Below are 19,868 nucleotides of genomic sequence, written 5' to 3'. Positions count from 1 at the left end.
GCTCGCTCAATGTCCTGATCCATTCGACGGAAAACTGCGCGTCGACGACACGCTCCATTCCGCTGACGCCGAGGCGCTCAATGAACAATTCTCCGGGCCGATTCACCGAGATTTCCGAGACGCGCTCATCGGTTAGAAAGGGCTTCAGCCGCTCCAGAGCTTTGTCGAGAAACGGGAACTGCTTCATTTGTAAACCGGGGCAGCAGGATAATAGGGAGTCGGATCGATGGCGCGGCGTATTTGCCCGCCACGCTTCAGCCGCATCAATTCCTGCCGGACCGGATCGGCATAAAAGGCTGAGAAGTCGAGATCGCGCCGCAGAAATACGATGATGGACTCGCCTTGGGCGACATAGATCGTCGGCGGGATCTTCGAGCTTTCCTTGAAGGCTTCGTTGGCGATGTCCTGGAGGATGGCCGAGGATTTTTCGGCGGCGATCGAGCGGGCTTCAGCGGCCGTGCGGCTCGGCTCGGTGGTGATGGTCGTGACCGCGCCGGTGATCGGATCGACCGTCGATATGGAACGGGCGCTTTCCGTGGTGGAGTTGCCGAGAGACGAGACGTATTCCGCCGCGCCGCCGATCACCGACAACATGATCGCCGAACCGAACCGCTCCCAGAAATGCGTGTCGATTTCGCCGGTGAGCCCGGCGCGGCCGAGGCGGTCAGCTCCGGGAGAGGCGATCTCGACAGAGACTCCGTCGGAGCGGATGACGCGAGACCAAACGATGAAGATCCGCTTCTGGCCGCGCGCCAGCCCGGACTTGTATTCCCCAATCAGGCGCGAACCCTTCGGAATGAGGATGCGGCCACCATCAAGAGAGCGGACGTCCTCACGCACGACGGCGCGCACCATACCGGGCAGATCGGTATTGATCGCCGTCTCGAGGAAACCCCGGATCATGGTGCCCTGGGCGATGAGCGCATCCGTCCGGTCGAAGCGGGTCGCCTTCACGATGCCGGCCGTCTGCTTTTCCGACTGGGCGAGGAAAGCCTTGTTGGCGTCGCTTTCCGCGCCGGGGACAGCGACGAGTTGGCCATCGTCGGCGATGGTCACCGCCTGGTCGCCGGAAAGTGTCTCTCGGTTCGAGCCGTCAAGAACGATCTGCTCGGAGCGCAGCCGCTCCCACCGTGCCTTTTCCTCGTCCTCCCGGCGTTTGGCCTCAAGTTCGGCAAGCCGTGCTTCCTCTTCGGCCCGCCGGCGTGCTTCTTCCATTCGAAGACGCTCTTCCTCAGCGCGGCGACGCGCCTCCTCGATCTGGCGGAGCTTTTCAAGATCATCGCCCTCATTGACCTTGACGTCGACCGTTGCGGGATCGACTGGCTTCTTTTCCTCGACAGGAAGCTGAACGAGGTTCGGATCGGCGGCCTGCTTGACGGGTTCATCGGGGAAATTGCGGATGCTGGAATTGGAGGTCTCGAAGGTCTCGCCGGTTCCGTCTGTCACAGTCGGGTTCTGCGGTCCAGCGGGCCAGTTGACATAGGCAAGCACGCCGACGCCGGCGACAAGGAGGAGCGGCAAGGCCAGCTTCCCGAGGCGGCCATTGCGATCGCTCGCCACGCTGCTTTGTCCATCGAGGTGGTCGAAGTCGATCTTGCTCAACGCTGGCGCTCCTCTTTGTGGCCGAGGCGCTTCGGCCCGTAGGCGTCCTCGATGAGGTCGAAGGATTGGCGATTGGCCTGCCGGTTATAGAGGCAAAGCCATTTGTCGCCGGCGCGCAGGGTGAACTGCGCCGCGATCTTGTCGACGACGACATACTTGCCTTGCGTGCGCAGATTGACTAGCGACTCCTGACGCCTGCCTTCGACGACGAAGATTGCGGGGATTTCGTCGGGGAACTCCAGATACATATGCGTGCCGTCATCGAAGGCGACGCGCGGCTTCAGGCTGGTGTCTCCCTTGAAGACATAATCGTAGTTCAGGCGGTTCGGATCGAGGTCCTTCAGCAATGGATCCTTGGCGCTCTCCTGCGCGGCGGCCAGCAGCCGGGCATTGACGTCTTCATCAGGATATTTGAAGCGTACCTGAAAGGCGGCGCGCAGGTCGGCCGCAGCGGAGCCTTTCAGGAGCAAGGCATAGACGCGCTGGTTGGTGACGATGTTGACGTTGGTCTCGGCATTTTCGCGCAGGGGCTTCACGAAGAGGATGCCGGAGCCCTTCTTCGGCACGATCGACCAGCTGGCTGTATCGCCGGCGGAGATGGTCTCGATCACCTCGGAGCTGCCAAGCTGGATCATCGTGGAGACGCCGAGGCCGGCCGGCACGGTGACCACGGCATTGTTGTTGAAGGTGATGTAACGGATACGGGGATCGGCTGCGGACGAGCTGGTCGCCGTGGCGAGAAGCGCGAGCGCCGCGAGGGCGAGAAGAGATTTCCGCATCATCGCGCCGCCCTGTCCGCTGGCAGCACCTCTGGCAGCGATTCTTGGTCGCGCCTATATTCGACGACCTGGAAGCCGAGCGGATTGTCGAAGCGATATTCGTTCTTCAAAGGCGCCGTCGTATAGCGGAAGCGAACCACGGAGACCCAGTGCTCGCGGCGAAGGGTGTTGTCGCGGCGGGTCTCGGTCGAGAATCGGACAGTCGCCGTGGAGGCGTTGAGGAACGAAACTGACTTGATGGTGACGGCGACGCGCGTGTTGCGCCCGAGCACCTTGTCCTTGGACTGCGGGTTCGACGGCTCGAAGTCATGGCGGAGGTCGGCTGCGGCCTGCCCGGTCGAATAGAGCTGGGCGAGATCGTAATTGTCCTTCAGCGCCCGTGGGTCGTAGGTCTCGCGCGCCCGGATATAGCGGACGATGTTGGCAGTCTTGATGGCATCGTTCTCGGAAAGCTTGCTTTCGTCCAGGGAACGGGCGACCTCAACGAAGCCGGTGGTCTTGTCGGCGATTACGACCACGGCCTCGAACTGCTTCAGCGGCACAAGGAGATTGAGCGCCGACAGGCTGAGCAGCGTGGAAATTCCGGCGGCGGTGGCGACCGTCCAGGCGATCTTTCGCGAGCGGCGTTCCTTGCGATAAAGTTCAGCCTCCCAGGATGCGCCGGCTTTCCAATAGGCGGTGAGGTCGATCGGCGGGGTTTCGGGCGTATTTTCGGCTGGCTCTGCGTTCGTCATCTGGGGTATCCGGTGGTCGCCATCGGTGGCGAGGAAACTATAGTTTATTCACTTGGCCAAGCGATCTCCTCGACCGAGCAAGTCGGTGATTAGGATCGATCTGCCAAGCCTGGGTGTAAGGAGCGTTCAGCTCCTCGGTGCAGCCGAACGAGGTCTTAGCTGCACAAGCGCATCAGCGTTTTCTTGGACGCCGTGTTGGAGAAGATGAAAGAGCGATCGTTCTTCACGTCGATCTTGACGGTATCGCGATCGCCATCTGCCTCGTCCGATCCGGCCTCGATCCACAAGACATCGAGAACATACGAGCTGCCGTCCTGCTTGACGGAAAGAACCTTGCCGGCGGTCTTGTTGGCGCCGATGGCCTTATCCTCGATATAGATGAACGCGGCGGCCGCAGCTTCGCAGCCACCTTCGGCCGGTGCATAGGCGCCCGTCAGCACGGGCAGGATCGAACTAGGCGTTTGCGACCAAGCCGCGCCGGGGATCAGCAGGCCGAGCGCGAGCATCGTCGACACTATTTTCTTCATACCGAAGCCTCCTCGCTCAGAACCCGAACAACCCGCCAAGGCTTTGCGCGTAGCCGGCGAGCGTGTTGTAGAGATCGATGCAATAGTCAGCGATCGGCTTGATGAGAATGACGATCAGGATGAAGAGAATAGCCCACTTGGCTTCTCCCGGTTTCGCGTCAGATTTGGATTGCTCCGCGATCTCTTCGTTGATCCGGATCTGCTCGTGCATGGCGCCGTTCAGGCGCCGAGCTTCATCGAGATTCCGCATGCCGGCCTCCTTGTGTTGAAACTATATTTAACTCTCCCAGCCGGCATCTTCCACCTCAAAGTTGACCATTTTTCTCGGTCTCGCGTTGGATCGCTCTCGCTCGGGCGGCCTTCACGTCCGAGGCGGTACGGCGCTTGGCAAGTCCAGCCGACATGATTCTGGCGCGCCCTGTTACCTGCCTTGTCGCCCATAGGGTCGAGCGCCAACCGCCGAGGGCTGGTGTATCTCCCTGACCAAGTGGCATGCCGCCGACGATCGCACTCGCAAAGGACGGAATGAAACGGAAGACCACGATCCCCAGAAGGCAGACGATCACGAATGGCGCGACATAGGAGAGCTTACTTTCCGTCGCCGTGTTGTTGGCCGTGTTGATGGCGAGTTCGATGAGCTGATAGAGGAAGGCAAGGAACGCCATCATCAAGGTCTGCGTCACCATCAGGTTGACCATCAGCAGCAGCCACCCGTCGGTGAAGCGGAAGGTCCAGCGGTAAAGCGCCAGGATGATGAACACCGGCGCAAGCGCCAGCGTGATGAACAGCATGAGCTTGGCGGCGAGGATCGCAGCCGCTGCGACGGCGATGAAGATCATCGCGACGACGAAGACCACCGCGCCGATCAATGCGCCGACATATTCGAAGGTGCCGGTCGCCACCTGCTCATAGACCTTGCCAGCCGTCTCAAACACGGCATCGAGGATCTTCACCACGCCGGTCGTGTCGTCCGTTCCGCCGTCGAGGATACCGCCGGCTCCGGCGATCGACTCGATGATCGTGTCGGAGATCAGGTTCGGAACGGCCTGCACGAGCTTGTAGAGGGTGGCGGAAAACGCTCCCCAATTTGTCGCCATATAGTAGATAAAAAAGGCGCGGCCGAGCCTCCAAGCCGCGTCCGGTACGGAAAAACCCTCCCGACCGGCGAGGATCATGTAGCCCCACCAGATGACATAGAGGGTGAGCATCGCCCCGAACAGGACATTCACCTGAAGCGCAAGGCCGTCATAGGCGTTCTTGATGAACGTCTCACCAATGGCGTCGAGCTTGGAGAAGATGTCCGAGATGATCGTGGTCGCGGCCAACAGCTCACTCCTTCAGCACAGGCGCGAAGGCGTCATTGACCTGCATAGCTGGGCCGCACAGGTCATCGGCGGGCGCCGCATACCCCGATATCGGCGGGCAGGGGGCTTTCTTCTCGCCCTTCGTCTGGCAACCGGCGAGCAAGACAAGGCCCGCCAGCGTCGTGGCAACGATCAAACGCATGTGGCCTCACTTGAACGGGTTGATGTCTTTGTATTGCAGCATCTTTGCGGTTTCCGATTGCTGCGTCAGCCGCATCTGCATCTCGGTGTTGAGGGCCGAGACCGCGCCATTCGAGACGCCGATCAACTCGTTGATCGTGCGCGCGGTCTCCAGCTGCATTCGGGTGTTGGCGTCGACCGAGCCCTTGACGTCCTCGGCAGAGCCGATCTGGCCGGTGGCCGATTGCAGCGATTGCTCGCGCTGCGTCACGCCTTTCGTCGCCTGCTGGGTCAGAGCCGAGAGCAGCGCGACCGTGTTGACGGCACCCGAGAACGCATTGTTCATCGCTCCGGCGTCGTCGCCCTCGACAATCGCCTTGACCTGCTTCACGAGCTGAAGGCCGTTGATCAGGGTGGCGGCGATGTTCTGCGCGTCGGAGCCAAGGCCGCCGAAGGAGAGCGTGCCGCCGTTCATGATCGACGAGAAGGACGGCGCGGCCGATACCGACATATTTCCGCCGAGGCCGGTCGAGGAAATCCCCATCGACCCGTCGCGGCTGCCGGATAGCGCGCCGAGGATTTCCTTGGTCTTTTCCAGGATGTTGGTGTTGGTCTTCATGATCTCGCCGGTGTTTTCGGCATTCTTTTTGGCAATCGCGAGATTGGTGTTGTCGATCACCGGAATGTCGGCGAGCGCCGGCGTCGAGAAGGCGAGGGCGGCGGTGACGACGAGAAGTTTGTTCATGAATTACCCCCTTTAATCTGCCGCGTTTGCGGCATTCTGGATAGATGAAAGATTGTCGCCGATCGAGCGATTGGAGCCACCGGACGACAGAAACTCGGTATCAGCGTCCTCTGCCGCGACAACGGCGCAGCGCGGCCAATCCTTGCGCGGCACCTTCATTTCTTCGAGGATGACGGGGTCGCAGCTATACGGATTGACCTTCGAATCCGATTTCAGCGTCTTGGCCGTTTCGGACGTCTTCGAGAGGCGCATCTGCATGCGCGCCTGCAGCAGCTCGTTGAAGAGATTGCGGGCAGTGATCAGGTTGTTCAGAAGCTCGGCGTTGACGGCGCGCGCCTGCGTGTTGTCATCCCAGGCATCCTGGTAGATCTCGGAGGCGCCAACGGAGACCGACAGCGCATCGATACGCCGGCCCGCCTCCTGGACGCGCGCCGAACTCGCGTCGATCCCTGAAACGGCCCGGTCGACCGCGCCGGCCGCGGCGCTGTTCGAGCTGCGCGTCGCGCCCGAGCCATAGTCGACATAGGATTTGTACGAGGGCGAGGCGATATCCTCGATATTCGAGCCGCCGGCATAGGCGTTGAACCAGGTGTGGTTCCGTCCAACTTTTCCCGCCCAGTTCTTCTGCTCGGCTGCGGTCGATCCGTTGTACCAGGAGGCGAGGCATGCATAGTCGGTGCTGCCGCATTTGTTGACGCCCATCCCGAGATATTTGACGCCGCCCTCGATGTTTTCCTCGTTAATGTCGCGGTCGAAGCCCATGCCCTTGCCAGTCCGCTTCGTCAGCTGCATCACGCCCTTGACGCCGGTAGGTGAACCCGAGCACGTCGAAATCCCGGATTCGGCGTGCGCCACCGAAAGAGCGAGGCCGACGGGCACATTGTATTTTTCCGCATAGTGCTTGATCAGCTCGACGTTCTTCGCGTCCTCTTTCACGGCCTGCGCCGGCGAACGATAGAGTCGCCGGTTCTTCTCCTTCTGGGAGATGTTGCAGTTGGTGATCTCCTGTTCTTCGAGCTGGTCGGCTTGCGTTTCCGTGTCCTTCTTCGAGTGCTCCTCGTCCTCGGCACGTTTGTCCTTCACATCGTCATCGATGACAGGAATATCGGCCCAGGCCAACGGCGCAGGCGCTCCGGCCATTGTCGCAGACAGCAGGAGAATGATCGCTCTACGCATCGGTTGCCTCCTGGATCGTCCAGCCGCAGAAATGTGGGAGCCAGGCGGCCGGCGCCTCGCCATAGGTTTCGCGGAGCGTCTGGCACTCGCGCACCGTCTCCGGTCGGCCGGACAGCACCTTCACCAGGTCCGGCATTGCCGAGAGATCGAGCCGGGCAATAATTGAGTCCTGCGCATGCTTGATGAGAAAGGTCCGGCTTGTTTTGTCGGCTTGTTTGACGAAGCGGAATTCCTTCTCCGACAGACCGAATGCCTTGCGGTAGCTTTCCTCGTCGGCGGAGGCGTTCGGGAAGAAGATGTTTGTCATCGTCTGTTCGATAATCGTGTTGCGCAGATCGGATCTCACGACGTCGGCCGCCGACTGCGTGCCGAAGCCAACGATGCCGTTCATTTTGCGGATGGTTTTAAGCCAGTCCTTGATGAAGACGGAAAACACCTCGTCATCGAGCAGCCGCCAGCCCTCATCGAGAAAGATCATAGATGGACGGCCGTCGAGGATCTCCTGGATGCGGTGGAACATATAAAGCAGGGCCGCCGATCGCGTGCGCTTGTCAGATAAGATATCGGTCATGTCGAAACCGATCACAGAGCCTGAGAAGTCGAGCTTGTCCGTGGGGTTGTTGAAGAGCCAACCCTTGTCACCCGTGGTCCATTCCTTCAACCTGTCGGCAAGGTCGCCGATGCCGGACCGCATGCGCCCGCTCAGTGCTTCGGTGAGCATATCGAGACGACGCTGCGGGCGCTCGAAGTCGGTATAGATGCTATCGACGGCATCGGATATGACCGCCATCTCCTCGGCGTTGAGCACGCGATCCGATGGTGTGACGAGATAGGAAATCAGGGTCTTGCCGAAGCTCCGGTTGGCCGGGGTATCGTCGAGCTGCAACGGCGCAAAGCCGGTCGGCTCGCCCGGCGAAAGCCGCTCGTAGCGCCCGCCCATGGCCCGAACGAAGATCTCACCGCCCCTGTCTTTGTCGATAAAAACGCAGCGCGGGCGCGGCTGGACACGCATACCCTGGGCGAGCAGGAAGGAAAGCGCCACCGTCTTGCCCGAGCCGGTCGGCCCGATAGCGGTGAAGTTCCCGACATCGGCCTCATGGAAATTGAAGAAGTAAGCCGTCTGGCTGGTGGTCTCCAGGAGTGAGATCGGCAATCCCCAATGCACCTTATGCGTCTGCCCGGACGGGAAATTGTGCGCGGAAAACAGCCCGGCGAAATTCACCGACGAGATCAGGCCCTGCCGGGCGATGTAGGAGAAGTTGGTCGGCAGCTGCGCCCACCAGGACGCTTCCTGATTGAGGTCCTCGCGGACGGCGACGACGCCCATGCGGGCCAGCTCCGCAGTGACGTCGGCGACGGCGCGATTAAGCCGTGCAAGGTCGCGCTCGAGCACCGCGACCGTCATATGATGTTTGCCGAACACGACCTCACCGGAGGCGAGCCGGTCACGCGCTGTCTCGATATCGTCTTCGACCGCCGTGCCGCCGTCGTCGGAGTTCGCGATCTGCCGGCTGATGGTGGAGATCGCCTCCGTGACCGTCGTTCGGTCTTCCGGCGCGAAAGAGTGGGTGACGATGAATTCGTAAGGCAGGCGAAGTAGGCCGTCGAGCTGGCCGGGCGTCGTCATCGGCGGATATTCCTTGATCGACACCATGGCCGCGACCTTCGACGTCGCGCCGTCGGACGACCAGATTTCCGTAGCCTTCCGGCCAAACATGATCCGGCCCGTCCCGACATAATCGGCGAGCGACATGCGGGGCAGGGGCATCGACCGCTCGTCACCGGCGGCGAGGATCTTGGCGAAGAATTCGGCGGGCTCGGAATAGAGGCCGCCGTCGCGGGTGACGCAGGAGAGGATTTCCGGGCGATAGGAGCGGAAGTCGCCGGCGATGCCCGAGACCATGTCCTTGAGGTCGCGCAGTGCCTCGCCCCTGGCCTCGACCTCATTGTCGGCCATGCGGAAGACGTCGAACATGCGGTCGACCTTGCCGGCGCGTCCGGTCATCGGGCGGCGGATCACCGTGAGGTACAGCTCGTTGACGAACATCGTCCGGCGCTTCAGCCCGTCCATGTAGCGGGCGTTCAATTCGTCGGCGAAGGGGTTGTCGAAATCGCCCTCGATGGCCGGGGCGATCTTGCGCCGGATGATGGTGGCATAGAGCGCGAAACGCGACGATCCGAGGGATCGGACCGTCATGTTACGGTTCGCGAGCCGCGCGTTGATCTCGGCCTGGTCCATGGTCTGGTAGGGGAGGCCGGATAGCCGGATCACCTGTAGCAACAGGCCGGACTTGGTGACGATCGTTTCCTCGTCGACATGGCGAAGGTAGGGAACGTGTGTGCCGATCCCTAGATCGCGGGCGCGTTCGCGTCCGAACTTCAGGTCGTGATTGACGATGTTCATGGGGTGTAGCTCCCCGCCTTCCAGAAGCGTCTGTTGCGGATCGCCCGGCGCATCGACAGGAACACCTGCACCACGCGGACGATGTGGATGTCCCGCTGGCAAAGGTAGAGCGCGATAAAATGGATGGGCAGGACGACGAGAGGCGCCAGAAAATTTGATGATGCGATGAAGATGACGATCCCGAACATGCCATTGAGCACGAACACGATGATGTCGACGCCGAAATACAAGGGCGGGCGCGTCAATGGCAGGATCAGCGGTTCTACGTCGGGCGCGTCGTCATGCATGTCACATGCCCGCCGAGGACCGCATTGCGTCGACCAATTCGCCTGCGCCGAAGATGATCGCAATGCCGATGATGATGGAGAATGCCCATTGCCAAGCCATGCGGCCGGTGAGGAACAGGAAACCCATGGCGCAAACCGCGATGATCATGCACGACCTTGCGACGTTGCCCTGAAGAACCGTGACACCCCAGTCAAGAACGCTCTCGATTGGCGTTGCGGATTGCGCATGCGCGAATTCGGGGACCAGTGCGAGTGAAGTCGCAAGTACCGCCAACGATAGGGCGGTCTTACCGCCCGAGCGCGGCCTGATGGGGAAAATGCTCATTCGAATGTCCTTCATGCTTGGGAGGATGGAATGGGGAGGGACGACCATGCTAGTCGGCCGTCCAGACGTGCTCGTCGCGCCAGGGCGATGAGGCCATCGCGACCGTCTCTTTGTGAGCACTTTGACCGCCGCGCCGCTCTTTCGCAGCCGAAGCCTTTGCGGTCAGGGTCCAGCGGTTCATCACCTTGACGATGTACTGGGCGGTCTCGTTGAATTCGGGAATGCCTTCCTTGCGATAGACCCGCTCGGGACCGGCATTGTAGGCGGCGAGCATCAGGAGGGGATCGTCGAATTCGCCATAGAGCTTCTTGAGGTAGCGGACGCCGGCGCGGATATTCGACTCGGGATCGCAACGGTCCGTCACGCCATAGTCGGAGGCGGTTTCCGGCATTAACTGCATGATACCGACGGCACCTGCGTCGGAGACCTGATGCCTGCCACCGGCGCTCTCGACGTCGGCCACGGCGAGCGCCAGATCGGGGTCCAGTTCTTCTTCGGTGGCGATCGTCCGGACCATTTCCAGGACGCGATCCGCATCGACCGGCTCGCACGCTTGCGCGGACATCGCCGAGGTGGAGATGAGGAGGATAAGCAGGGTGGTTTTCACTTCGATCGTCCGGGTTGCCGCATTAAGGAATAAACTATAGTTAATTCGTATGGGATTCCCCTGTCAATTCAGAAATGGCTTTTTCTGCTATGCACAAACAACTCAAGGTTATGGGGCTTGCTGCCTACGTCTTGGCCGGAGGTGCGAGCCTCGCGGTTGCGGAGGGCGAGGATCCCTATAGGGAACCCTCGCCAAACTATCTTCGCCAGTACCGGCAAGAAGGGGCGAGGATGTTCGTGTTGGAACGCTTCGACGCTGATGGAAGGCTTGTGGCGCGGTCTGCGGAAAAGCTGGAAGGGAAAATCAAGATCGACAGCCCCGTCGAGCGAACAATCGCGGGCCATCGTATCGCCCTGCGTGGTTTGGCTCCCTGCCCGACAGAAAACGTCGTTTATAACCGGGTGCAATCATGGAGCTGTACTGATGCCGCACGCGATTATGCTGATGCGGTCTATAACAGACGTGGCAGCGTCATCCTTTGCAAGACCCTGTTGCTGACACCTGCCGACGGGGCGTCCATACCGGCCTCATGCTTCGTCCTCGTTGGTGGAAACGGCGAGCCGTTCAAAACCGTCAACGATGACGACAGCATGGTCTTTCTCGGCCTGGCGGCAATCGGGCGGACGCAGGACGGCCGCTCCCGTCGCCCGGACCTCGAAGAATCGCAATCGCTTTCACGATCGATGGGGTTCCAGAATGCGGATTAAGCTCTCGTTCGGCATGGCTCTGCTGCTGGCGACAACGGCACACGCACAGGAGGAAACTGTCTCGTTTCCTCCGGCCGTGCGTTTTGAAACAGGAGATAGTTGGCAATACGATGGCCGGAAATTCCGGCTGTTTGGCGTGCAGGCTTGTATTCGAGGGACGGTCTTTCGTGCGCCGGACGGTGCGGAAAGCGATTGCGGGATGATGTCGATAGCATCTCTCGCAGCCCTGTTCTCGACTGGCTCGGTCAGCTGCCAGCCTGTCGGCCGAGCAAATGACGATGCCTCCTTTGTCGTCTGCGCCGCCCTGCTCGACAATGCAACGGTTGACGTCGGGACCGCGCTCATATCCTCTGGCGCTGCATTCGCCGCTGTCTATCCTTCCGGCACGCCGGTTTCCGCTGCATACGCTGTTGCCGAATCGATCGCCAAGGATAATGGAAGCGGGCTATGGTCGGGGCACTTCACCCATCCCGTTGCCATGCTTCTCGACAAGAACTGACCAAACTGCATCGAGGTCGACTTGTAAGCACTCCGCGATCGTGCCGATTTCCTTGACAGTCAGGCGACGCCAGGCGCCGGATTGAAGATATTCCAGCCGTTCTTCCGAAATACCCGTTATCTCTGCGAATTTAGGGAGCGTCGTCCCTCGGCGTCGAAGTTCCTCAGCAAGATATTGCACGAGTTCAGCGGCACTCTCATTGGCCATTTGCGGTCATCCTTTCCTTTTCCCGTCGCACAGCGTCGAAGACGAGGGAACGTTCGATCCCTGTTCGAGGAGTATGGCGGAGGAGCGTTCGATAAGCTGATGGCAGAACGGGCGGATGTGATTCCGCCAGCCCATTTGTCGCGCAACCCCTACACGAGTTAAAAGCGGCGATTTCGCGGCAGCTCAGCTTTATGGTTGGTCAATGAGTAAAATATAATTACTCTGGTGACTCGCTTCGTCAGGAAGTGAGATGGAGGTCCTATGTCATAGACAAAATAAAACCCGCCTCGGAGAGACGGGTCGAGTGACACACGATGATGTGCGCAAAAGTCTTTATAGCCATCGATTTTTTCGCACATTGACGCCACCGCTGCAAGCTAATTCTTGCCACGGATACGTGTGCCTTGTGCTCCGATCTCTCCCTGATCATCGTAATAAATGGAGAGATCATGCTTGCCATGAACCGGACGGCCTATGGGCCGAACCTACTGGCGCGCCTGCTTGCAGCGGGTTCGCATCAACAAGTCGATGAATGCGCGAAAGCGGCCTGGGTGCTGAACGGCGAAGGGCTGATCGCGGACGAGGAGATGGACTATCTGGCTCCGGTGATCGAGCACCGACGGAAGTGGATTAGGGAGGGAATGCGCTCGGTTCGGTCTCCAGCGTGCGTCGGCCGTTGCCGTCCTGCAATTCCGTCGAAAATGCGGTCATCTGTCTGGCTTCGCCGGCGCGCGCTCGCCAAAGACTGCATCATTCCTACATGCTTGGCAGAAGCCTTCACTGTCAGCAAACTTGCGGTGCTTTCGGTCATTGCGCGGGCGGTGATGGACCGCGGACAATCGAATATGTCATTGCCTGAAATCGCCGCACGCGCCGGCGTCGGATGCACAACGGCACGCTATGCTATTCGGGATGCGGCGCGGATGGGCCTGATCAGCGTCTCCGAAAACCGCATCAACAGATTCTGGAATCGCCCCAACACGATCAGAATCGTGTGCGGACGCTGGCTCCGATGGCTGAAGGCACGTTCAGCGTATCGCACGCGAAGAACAGCACGCTCACCTGATAGCGGTTCTCTGGGCACCCCCCTCAGAAATCTGATCCCCATGATTGATATAGGAAGATTCAATCTTACGACTACGATCAAACAGGGTGAGAATGTGCGTGCAAGTTCCGTATGGTGGGATGGCTGCATGCATAATTGTGGCGCAAGAATAGCTTCTGGATAGCCATGCTTTGGCGCTGATCGGCATTTTTGGTGATCGATCGGTTCCATAATAGAACTTATGCGATATGTTATAACGTAACGTTATGCCGTGAAGCACTATGGGAAATTGATCAACGTTTGGCCATAGCCTATCTTTTGCGCCGACTAATGAATATACAGGAGATTGATGATGGTCGACGAAACCAGGAAACTTCCACGCTCTCCAAGGATCTGGTGGGAACTCCATCTTTTCGTGATCGCCTTGATCGTTCCGACGGTTGCCTACCCATACGCTTCAGCCTTCAGTCCCGCAGTGACGCCTGTCGGAACTTATTTGGTGATCTCGGGCGCAGCGATCGCATTGTTGCTGTTGTCCATGTTCAGAGACATCGGCCCGACCTTCGTCGAGAATGCTGAAGCCCGGTTTCAGAACCGCTATGCCACGGATATCTATTCGATTCCGGTGGCATTCACCGCAAAGCCGACGATCGTGCCTGGCTTCTCCTGGCTACAGGCGACCCGCGCCGATAACAGCGAGACGATCATGCCTTCGAAGCTAAGATTCAACCACAGTCGTCGAGCCGCGTAGGCTGAAGCCATGAATGAAAAGCCATCCACACCTGCTTCTATTGACGAACTTTTGTCCGGCGAGACGATCGCGGCGTTTTTGGATGACGCCTTTGCCACCGAGGATATTGACAAGATCGCGGATGCCCTCGGAATAGCCGTTCGCGCCAAGGGCGTGTCGGTGATCGCAGAGCAAACAGGTCTGCCGGGCGAGCGGCTCGAAGCGTCGTTGACCAAGGATGGTTATGGCGACCTGTCCTTCACAGAAGTCGTCGCTATCGTGCAGGCGCTGGGCGTCAGGTTGTCCTTTGAAAAGGTGGGCACCTGGTAACTGGCGAGGATATGCTGCCCGCGCCCTATTTCGTCGGCTTGCAGATCAACGGCCGAAGCTCCTGCACGATCACACCCGTCATCGGCGACACCATCGCACCGATCCAGTTGTCGGAAAACACCCCTGCGCCATCAGCCGGTGAAAGCCAGACCACCTCGTTCGTATTGAGTTCGATCTTCACTTCGCTTGCGATCGGGCTGCCGGCGATCGTCTGGACGTAGTGGCGCTTGATCGGATGGATAGTGCCTCTCCAATCCGTCAGGCGATTTTCGCTGTAGTCTAGAACAACCTCCCCCACCTCCGCCGTCGCAGCGCAATCGATCGATCGTTCACACCGAATGACCGACGAAAACCCGCAGGTCCAGGTGAGGCTCTTCGGCCACATCGGGTTTTCACCCGCATATGCCGTTGAGGCAAGCACGACGAAAGCAGAAGCCACAAAATAGTTCATGATCGGAAATGCCCCAACATCACGCCGGGAACGCAGCGATTCATCCGGCGACCCTACACGACCGGGAAGCTAAATATAGTTTATGAAGCCGGCAAGCACTCTTAACGTGTGGAAACGAATTCTGCCCGCGAGATCAGGGAGTTCAGTCAACGCTATCGTTGCCGATCAAAGAGGTGCGGAGCCGCTCATGAGTTCCTGCAAAGGCACATCGAGATTGATGCTAATTCGCGTGATCGTCTGCAACGAGGGATTTGCCGTCCCGTCAACGATCTGAAAATAAAAGGGATATGTCACTTCGCAAAGGCGAGCCATTTCCTTCTTGTTGAGGCCGCGCCTCTCACGCTCTCGTTCTATGACCCTCGCCATGTTTCGCAGGATCATCGTTCCAAGCTCGGTGTCAGCCTTCTTGCGCTTGCTCGTCATCGTCGGATAAACTATAATTTACTCGTTACTGGGTTTGATGAGAAGATTGCCGATGTTCGCGAAAGCCATGCCTTCACATATCGTCCTCGGACTGTTTTTGACGACCGCGGTGCTTCCAGCTCCCGCTGCTGCAAGCGAATGGGGGTGCGAGGTTCTGCTTTGCGCGTCCTCGTCCAACCCATCCTGGAGGGGCGTCCCCGCTTGTCACCCGCCAATGACGCGCCTGATCTCCGCGATGAAAAAACCGGGCTTCCACTGGCCGACCTGCCCCGAAGCGGGAACGGGTTCGCCGGGCCACGAGAGATATGCGGAGTGCCCGGAGGGCTATCAGGTCGGAAGCAGGCGGGACCGCGACGGATTCGCCCGAGAGGGCGATCTCTGCGTCAAGACAGTCAACATTTGCCAGGGCAAAACGCACGGTCTCTACAGTTCTGATCGGCAGCGGAGCTGCATACAAACGGTCTCCATATCCCGACCGCTCAGGTCAGAGCCATATTACTTCGACATCAAGAATGACACCTCTGGCCAAACCGAGCGGCATTGGTTCGGGCTCAACAGATAGACGGTTTTTCTCGGTTAAGGAAGGTTTAATCCATGCGTACAGTTAACCGGCATACTCTGCTTGGCCACGTCGGCAACGTCATACCGCTGGAAAATGCATTGAAGGTGAACGTGGCGACCAATCGTGAATGGCATGCTGACGGGGAACGGAAGAGCGCCACCGATTGGGTCCAGGTCACTGTCCTCGACAAGGATCAGGTCAAATGGATCAAGGAAAATGTCGGTCAGGGCGATCTCGTCTATATCGAGTCGCGGATCTCCAACAGCAGCTACGAAAAGGGCGGCAAACAGGTCTATACGACGGACGTCATCGCGAAGCTCTTCAACCTCATTTCAAAGAGCAGGGCGCATAGTCAAGCATAAGCGTTGGGCGGGTGCCCAGCCCTCCTCCCCTGTATGCACCTGCCCCCCTGAATGCCGCCGCTCACCCCGGCGGCATTCTTTTCCATATCGCTCTTCCCCGATGGTGCCGATCGTTATCCAGCCGCAGCGCCGTGAGCGGAGCAGGCGGAGGAAACCCGCGCTCCCCAATAGCGCCGTAGGGTTTTCCGGAGCCTCGTGGGTAACGGTCGGTTTCTCCACGTCGATGATCTTCTTCGATTGTGCCATGGGCCACCGCCCGTTTCGGGCGGCCGCGCTCTATGCGAAGGGGCACGGAGCCAGCCTGCGGCCGTCTCCGCCGATGCCGGTGACGATCGCTTGTCCTTCTCGGCTGCTGCGCATCCGGCACTGAGGCCCGCACGCGGGCCGCGTGTTCCCTGCCGCTCATACGACAGGCCATCGATCCGGCCAACGGGCAAGCGCGCCCAAGGGCGCTGTCGCCCGGCGAAAAAATCGGCTTTCACCGCTGCGCGCCGAACCTTCCGATTTTTTCACCGGCCGACCCATGACCGGACCGCCGCCCTGCCGGGAGCGGTCTTCGCCCCCTCCCTTCGTCCCGAGGACGTGTGGGCACGTCCTTCGGACCAAAGGAAGAAGGCTCCGCCCACGGCGAAACCGTAAAGGAGAACGGGCATGACCATAGCAATCGTTGAAAACAGCACCCTTGTCGTCACGGTCGGCAGCTATGCGACCAGAATCACGGCCGCGAGCATCACCAGCAGCTTTGACGCCTTGAGCCATTTCCCCGAACGGCGCGCGGCCGGCGAACTGTCCGACCTTGCCATCCGCATCAACGCCTTCGGCGACTATGTGGACGAGCTCGCCGCTCGGGAGGGTGTCGCGGCCAGCTTCAATGCCGTGGACGAAAAGCAGACTTTCGCCATCCAGCATGTGGCGATCACCCGCGCATTCTGGGCGGCGGAGAGCCGCTGCATGAGCTGGTTCGTCACCGGATCGGCCAACTTTCCGGTTGCGCGGAACGAGAAGCGCCAGCGGTCGGCCGATGCGCGCAGCGCAGAAATCCGCGAGCATGACAGGAAGGCACGTAAGGCCGCAAAGCGCCATGCCTTCCCCTATGGCGCGGAGGGCGAGGCCATCCGCTCGAATGATCCGGAAGCCCTCGACAGGATCAGGAAAAAGATTGCCGGACTGGAGAACGATTGCGAGCAGGCGAAGGCCGCGAACCGGATCATCCGCACCATGCGGGCGAAGAAAGCCGAAATGGCAGACATCATGCGCGCCGTGGTCGAGCAGACCGATATTGAAATCCACGTCATCGGTCGCGCCTTGCAGCACGCCGAGACCTTCCGCATGCCGGTGAAATTCGACACGACGCTAGACCGGGCGGAAATCCGCCGCCTTCAAGATCGCCTCGCTTCCCTGGAGCAGTTGCAGGAGCGCGGCGACACTGAAACGAAGGTGGAAACCCGCCTTGGGGAAATCGAGATCATCGAGAATATCGAGGCGGCGCGCATCCAGCTTTTCTTCCCCGATAAGCCCGACGACGCGACGCGCGGCCTCCTGAAATCCAACGGCTTCCGCTGGTCTCCCTCCTATGGTGCATGGCAGCGCCATTTGAACGAGAACGGCCGGTGGGCGGCGAAGCGTGTCGTCAAGCAGCTCCAGGATGAGGACGGGCGCGCGTAGAGCGCCCCTCTCCTCATCTGGCCGTTGGAGATAGTTCAGGCGGCGTTCCCTCTCCATCATGTCCAAGTCAAAGGAAACCAAAATGTACGCGGGCGTTTGGCGAAGATTGCTGACCGAGATCAATGGCCAGCTCTATACCGCCATGCTGCATGGTGTCGGGTGCGGTCCCTTTGATGGGGGCTGCGTCGTGTTCGCTGAGGCGCTACAGCAATGCATCGGCGGAGAGATCGTTGTGCTCATCGACGCAGCAGATCGCGCCGACCACGCCGCCGTGCTCGTTGATGGCCTCCTCATCGACTGCGACGGTCCCATGGAACCATCCGGTTTCATAACGCGATTCAACCTGAACGAACGGGTGAGTGTCGTCGCATATCGTGCCATCCGCCGTCACGACCTCCCCAACGCGTGTCGGGATGACCGCCTCCGAGCTATTCTTGCGGACATCATCCACTATGGCTTTGGCCAAATCGACTACGCATTGCCGACCGCCTGATCCTCACCGCGTCGAGCGGTTTGGAACAGGACGAGGGGTGCCCCAAAGCCCCACCCCTCGAACTCCCTTCCCGCCCATCGGCATCAAGGTTACGAGGATAGATCGTCCGGCTGGCCGGTTTTGTCGAGCTGGTCGCGGATATACGCCTCGATATAGTCGAAGACCTCCACCGCGCCCGCGTCCGTCTCGATCAGATCGATCGGGCGACGGCCGCCAAGATGGGCGCTTTCCCGGCGCGCCCATTTCAGGATCTCACCCTCACTGCGTAGGACCGGACGGGCCATCTCCAGCATCTTCGCAAGGTGGTGCGGCTTGGCGTACCATGAATGCGGCTTCACGCTCGCACGGCGATGTCCGGGAACGACATCCGGCAACTGCGAAGCGCGAAGCTCGTCATCGGTGATATGCCGCCGCACCCAATGGGCGTGCTTCGCCAGCGAGACATTCGCCTCGCGTTCGAGGTCACCGCCGGCCCCGACCTTCCGCGTCGGAATAACCAGGCCGCGGACGATATGCGGGCATCGCGCCTCCAGCATCTCCAGTGCCGGCGCCAGATCGGTGTCGTTGGTGACGAGCACGATCTGGTCGATATCGCCGCTCAGCGCGTCGTCATAGAGCTGAAGCGCCAGGTTGACGTCCGACTGCTTCTCCTCGAGCTTCCAGACCTGGATCTTGTCGCAGTCGCGCGGCCAGCGCTTCGGATCGTCTGCGGGAACGATATGCTGGTTGGCCTTGTAGAGAGCATAGTGGCCCATCACGAAGGAGAGCCGGCCGCCGCAATGCGTCGTCAGCGCATTGTGATAGTGGGCTTGCGACGACACGGAATCCTCGCCCTTCGACGCGCTCTCGATGATCTTCGCGGTGAAATACTTGATCGCGCAGTCTGGATGCAGGGCCATCGTCGCCGGCGGACTATCCGGCGCGGGCCGGTAGAGGATCGTCGGCAGAATGTGCGTCTCGAACAGGGCAAGGACGTCGAGCCACTTGAAGGCCGTCTTGCGCAGGCACCCGTAATAGAGATTGTAGCCGTCGATATAGACGCGTGTTCGTAACGCCGGCACGCCCTGCCCCCAAGACATAAAAAAACCGGCTTGCGCCGGCTTTTTCCCCCAACCGCCCGGAGCCCATGTCTCTCAGGATGCTGGGTTAGTTGTTACCTCTCAACATAGTGTCGAGGGGCGTCCACGTCAATCGGTTTCGACAGCCACCGGCGCATTGCATCGGCGAATCCGCCGCGATCTGGCACAGAGTAGGCGTCCGAATCTCGATAGGCAAGTCTTTGTCCGGCCGCTTAAGTTCCGCCGGCGATCCCATGGTTGAGCAGGACGGAATAGGCCGGGCCTCGTCCTCCCTGCCCTTCTCTTCTCGTAACGACCGCTTCCCGATGGTGCCGATCGTTATCCAGCCGCAGCGCCGTGAGGACGGCGCGGCCGCGGCCGCAGCGAACCGGCCCCGCCGGTGAGCGGAGCAGGCGGAGGAAACCCGCGCTCCCCAATAGCGCCGTAGGGTTTTCCGGAGCCTCGTGGGTAACGGTCGGTTTCTCCACGTCGATGATCTTCTTCGATTGTGCCATGGGCCACCGCCCGTTTCGGGCGGCCGCGCTCTATGCGAAGGGGCACGGAGCCAGCCTGCGGCCGTCTCCGCCGATGCCGGTGACGATCGCTTGTCCTTCTCGGCTGCTGCGCATCCGGCACTGAGGCCCGCGCGCGGGCCGCATCGTTCGT

The 19,868-nt window shown here is 60.2% G+C and carries 25 protein-coding genes and 1 pseudogene; 8 read left to right on the top strand and 18 right to left on the bottom strand.

Annotated features, from left to right (window positions below; genetic code table 11):
* From ABWW28_RS26390 to ABWW28_RS26325, 14 genes and pseudogenes are all read right to left on the bottom strand, one after another.
* Window positions 1–187: pseudogene (locus ABWW28_RS26390) on the bottom strand (P-type DNA transfer ATPase VirB11); the annotation flags it as partial.
* Complete coding sequence (gene virB10, locus ABWW28_RS26385; protein ID WP_234189831.1) at window positions 184–1,602, bottom strand: type IV secretion system protein VirB10; 1,419 nt, start codon at window positions 1,600–1,602, stop codon at window positions 184–186. The gene virB10 and the pseudogene ABWW28_RS26390, both read right to left, overlap by 4 nt.
* Window positions 1,599–2,384, bottom strand: coding sequence for a TrbG/VirB9 family P-type conjugative transfer protein (locus ABWW28_RS26380; RefSeq protein WP_234189832.1), 786 nt, complete (start codon window positions 2,382–2,384; stop codon window positions 1,599–1,601). Before ABWW28_RS26380 ends, virB10 begins: the two co-directional genes overlap by 4 nt.
* Window positions 2,381–3,115: a VirB8 family type IV secretion system protein gene (locus ABWW28_RS26375; protein ID WP_234189833.1), complete on the bottom strand. Its 735-nt coding sequence runs from the start codon at window positions 3,113–3,115 to the stop codon at window positions 2,381–2,383. Before ABWW28_RS26375 ends, ABWW28_RS26380 begins: the two co-directional genes overlap by 4 nt.
* A gap of 155 nt (window positions 3,116–3,270) precedes the next feature.
* The gene (locus ABWW28_RS26370) at window positions 3,271–3,642 is read right to left on the bottom strand and encodes a hypothetical protein (RefSeq protein WP_322340654.1); all 372 of its coding nucleotides are present in this window, start codon (window positions 3,640–3,642) and stop codon (window positions 3,271–3,273) included.
* Between the two features lie 16 nt (window positions 3,643–3,658).
* On the bottom strand, window positions 3,659–3,892 hold the full coding sequence (locus tag ABWW28_RS26365; protein WP_234189835.1) for a hypothetical protein: 234 nt from the start codon (window positions 3,890–3,892) through the stop codon (window positions 3,659–3,661).
* A gap of 55 nt (window positions 3,893–3,947) precedes the next feature.
* Window positions 3,948–4,967, bottom strand: coding sequence for a TrbL/VirB6 family protein (locus tag ABWW28_RS26360; protein ID WP_234189836.1), 1,020 nt, complete (start codon window positions 4,965–4,967; stop codon window positions 3,948–3,950).
* A gap of 4 nt (window positions 4,968–4,971) precedes the next feature.
* Complete coding sequence (locus ABWW28_RS26355; protein ID WP_234189837.1) at window positions 4,972–5,148, bottom strand: hypothetical protein; 177 nt, start codon at window positions 5,146–5,148, stop codon at window positions 4,972–4,974.
* A gap of 6 nt (window positions 5,149–5,154) precedes the next feature.
* Window positions 5,155–5,871 (bottom strand): type IV secretion system protein, encoded by a 717-nt coding sequence (locus ABWW28_RS26350; RefSeq protein ID WP_234189838.1) that lies wholly within the window; start codon window positions 5,869–5,871, stop codon window positions 5,155–5,157.
* A 12-nt stretch (window positions 5,872–5,883) separates the two neighbouring features.
* Complete coding sequence (locus ABWW28_RS26345) at window positions 5,884–7,047, bottom strand: transglycosylase SLT domain-containing protein (protein ID WP_322340655.1); 1,164 nt, start codon at window positions 7,045–7,047, stop codon at window positions 5,884–5,886.
* Window positions 7,040–9,451, bottom strand: coding sequence for a VirB4 family type IV secretion/conjugal transfer ATPase (locus ABWW28_RS26340; RefSeq protein ID WP_234189840.1), 2,412 nt, complete (start codon window positions 9,449–9,451; stop codon window positions 7,040–7,042). Before ABWW28_RS26340 ends, ABWW28_RS26345 begins: the two co-directional genes overlap by 8 nt.
* Window positions 9,448–9,738 carry a VirB3 family type IV secretion system protein gene (locus ABWW28_RS26335; RefSeq protein ID WP_160787225.1) on the bottom strand — a complete coding sequence of 97 codons (291 nt, stop codon included), beginning with the start codon at window positions 9,736–9,738 and terminating at the stop codon, window positions 9,448–9,450. Before ABWW28_RS26335 ends, ABWW28_RS26340 begins: the two co-directional genes overlap by 4 nt.
* Window position 9,739: 1 nt before the next feature.
* Entirely contained in the window at window positions 9,740–10,063 is a 324-nt protein-coding gene (locus ABWW28_RS26330; protein WP_234189841.1) for a TrbC/VirB2 family type IV secretion system protein, read from the bottom strand.
* Window positions 10,064–10,112: 49 nt separating this feature from the next.
* A complete protein-coding gene (locus ABWW28_RS26325; protein ID WP_234189842.1) occupies window positions 10,113–10,670 on the bottom strand; it encodes a lytic transglycosylase domain-containing protein in 558 nt (185 codons plus the stop codon).
* Window positions 10,671–10,759: 89 nt separating this feature from the next.
* Between ABWW28_RS26325 and ABWW28_RS26320 the strand changes: the two genes are divergently transcribed.
* From ABWW28_RS26320 to ABWW28_RS26300, 5 genes are all read left to right on the top strand, one after another.
* A complete protein-coding gene (locus ABWW28_RS26320; RefSeq protein WP_353392772.1) occupies window positions 10,760–11,377 on the top strand; it encodes a hypothetical protein in 618 nt (205 codons plus the stop codon).
* Window positions 11,367–11,876, top strand: a complete 510-nt coding sequence (locus ABWW28_RS26315) for a thermonuclease family protein (RefSeq protein ID WP_234189844.1) — start codon at window positions 11,367–11,369, stop codon at window positions 11,874–11,876. Before ABWW28_RS26320 ends, ABWW28_RS26315 begins: the two co-directional genes overlap by 11 nt.
* 656 nt (window positions 11,877–12,532) lie before the next feature.
* On the top strand, window positions 12,533–13,312 hold the full coding sequence (locus ABWW28_RS26310; protein WP_234189845.1) for a hypothetical protein: 780 nt from the start codon (window positions 12,533–12,535) through the stop codon (window positions 13,310–13,312).
* Between the two features lie 168 nt (window positions 13,313–13,480).
* The gene (locus ABWW28_RS26305; protein ID WP_353392771.1) at window positions 13,481–13,879 is read left to right on the top strand and encodes a hypothetical protein; all 399 of its coding nucleotides are present in this window, start codon (window positions 13,481–13,483) and stop codon (window positions 13,877–13,879) included.
* Window positions 13,880–13,888: 9 nt separating this feature from the next.
* Window positions 13,889–14,188, top strand: a complete 300-nt coding sequence (locus tag ABWW28_RS26300) for an addiction module antidote protein (protein ID WP_234189847.1) — start codon at window positions 13,889–13,891, stop codon at window positions 14,186–14,188.
* A 25-nt stretch (window positions 14,189–14,213) separates the two neighbouring features.
* Here ABWW28_RS26300 and ABWW28_RS26295 read toward each other — a convergent pair whose 3' ends face one another.
* Both ABWW28_RS26295 and ABWW28_RS26290 read right to left on the bottom strand, forming a co-directional pair.
* The gene (locus tag ABWW28_RS26295) at window positions 14,214–14,639 is read right to left on the bottom strand and encodes a hypothetical protein (protein WP_234189848.1); all 426 of its coding nucleotides are present in this window, start codon (window positions 14,637–14,639) and stop codon (window positions 14,214–14,216) included.
* A gap of 165 nt (window positions 14,640–14,804) precedes the next feature.
* On the bottom strand, window positions 14,805–15,062 hold the full coding sequence (locus ABWW28_RS26290) for a helix-turn-helix domain-containing protein (RefSeq protein ID WP_234189849.1): 258 nt from the start codon (window positions 15,060–15,062) through the stop codon (window positions 14,805–14,807).
* A gap of 594 nt (window positions 15,063–15,656) precedes the next feature.
* Between ABWW28_RS26290 and ABWW28_RS26285 the strand changes: the two genes are divergently transcribed.
* The 3 genes from ABWW28_RS26285 to ABWW28_RS26275 all read left to right on the top strand — a co-directional run bounded on the left by ABWW28_RS26285 (window position 15,657) and on the right by ABWW28_RS26275 (window position 18,144).
* Window positions 15,657–15,986 carry a single-stranded DNA-binding protein gene (locus ABWW28_RS26285; protein ID WP_234189850.1) on the top strand — a complete coding sequence of 110 codons (330 nt, stop codon included), beginning with the start codon at window positions 15,657–15,659 and terminating at the stop codon, window positions 15,984–15,986.
* Window positions 15,987–16,637: 651 nt separating this feature from the next.
* Window positions 16,638–17,651 carry a hypothetical protein gene (locus tag ABWW28_RS26280; protein WP_234189851.1) on the top strand — a complete coding sequence of 338 codons (1,014 nt, stop codon included), beginning with the start codon at window positions 16,638–16,640 and terminating at the stop codon, window positions 17,649–17,651.
* A gap of 82 nt (window positions 17,652–17,733) precedes the next feature.
* Window positions 17,734–18,144 carry a hypothetical protein gene (locus ABWW28_RS26275; RefSeq protein WP_234189852.1) on the top strand — a complete coding sequence of 137 codons (411 nt, stop codon included), beginning with the start codon at window positions 17,734–17,736 and terminating at the stop codon, window positions 18,142–18,144.
* 89 nt (window positions 18,145–18,233) lie between these two features.
* On the opposite strand, the gene ABWW28_RS26270 is transcribed toward ABWW28_RS26275, so the two are convergent.
* Both ABWW28_RS26270 and ABWW28_RS26265 read right to left on the bottom strand, forming a co-directional pair.
* On the bottom strand, window positions 18,234–19,205 hold the full coding sequence (locus ABWW28_RS26270) for an antitoxin Xre/MbcA/ParS toxin-binding domain-containing protein (RefSeq protein WP_322340623.1): 972 nt from the start codon (window positions 19,203–19,205) through the stop codon (window positions 18,234–18,236).
* Between the two features lie 230 nt (window positions 19,206–19,435).
* Window positions 19,436–19,717: a hypothetical protein gene (locus tag ABWW28_RS26265; protein WP_234189854.1), complete on the bottom strand. Its 282-nt coding sequence runs from the start codon at window positions 19,715–19,717 to the stop codon at window positions 19,436–19,438.
* Window positions 19,718–19,868: the final 151 nt, after the last annotated feature.

Origin of the sequence: Brucella sp. NBRC 14130 (assembly GCF_040371715.1) — a bacterium.
Taxonomy (GTDB): Bacteria; Pseudomonadota; Alphaproteobacteria; order Rhizobiales; family Rhizobiaceae; genus Brucella; species Brucella intermedia.
The sequence above is the reverse complement of the archived record's forward strand: the minus strand, read 5'-3'. Positions and strand labels throughout refer to the sequence as shown.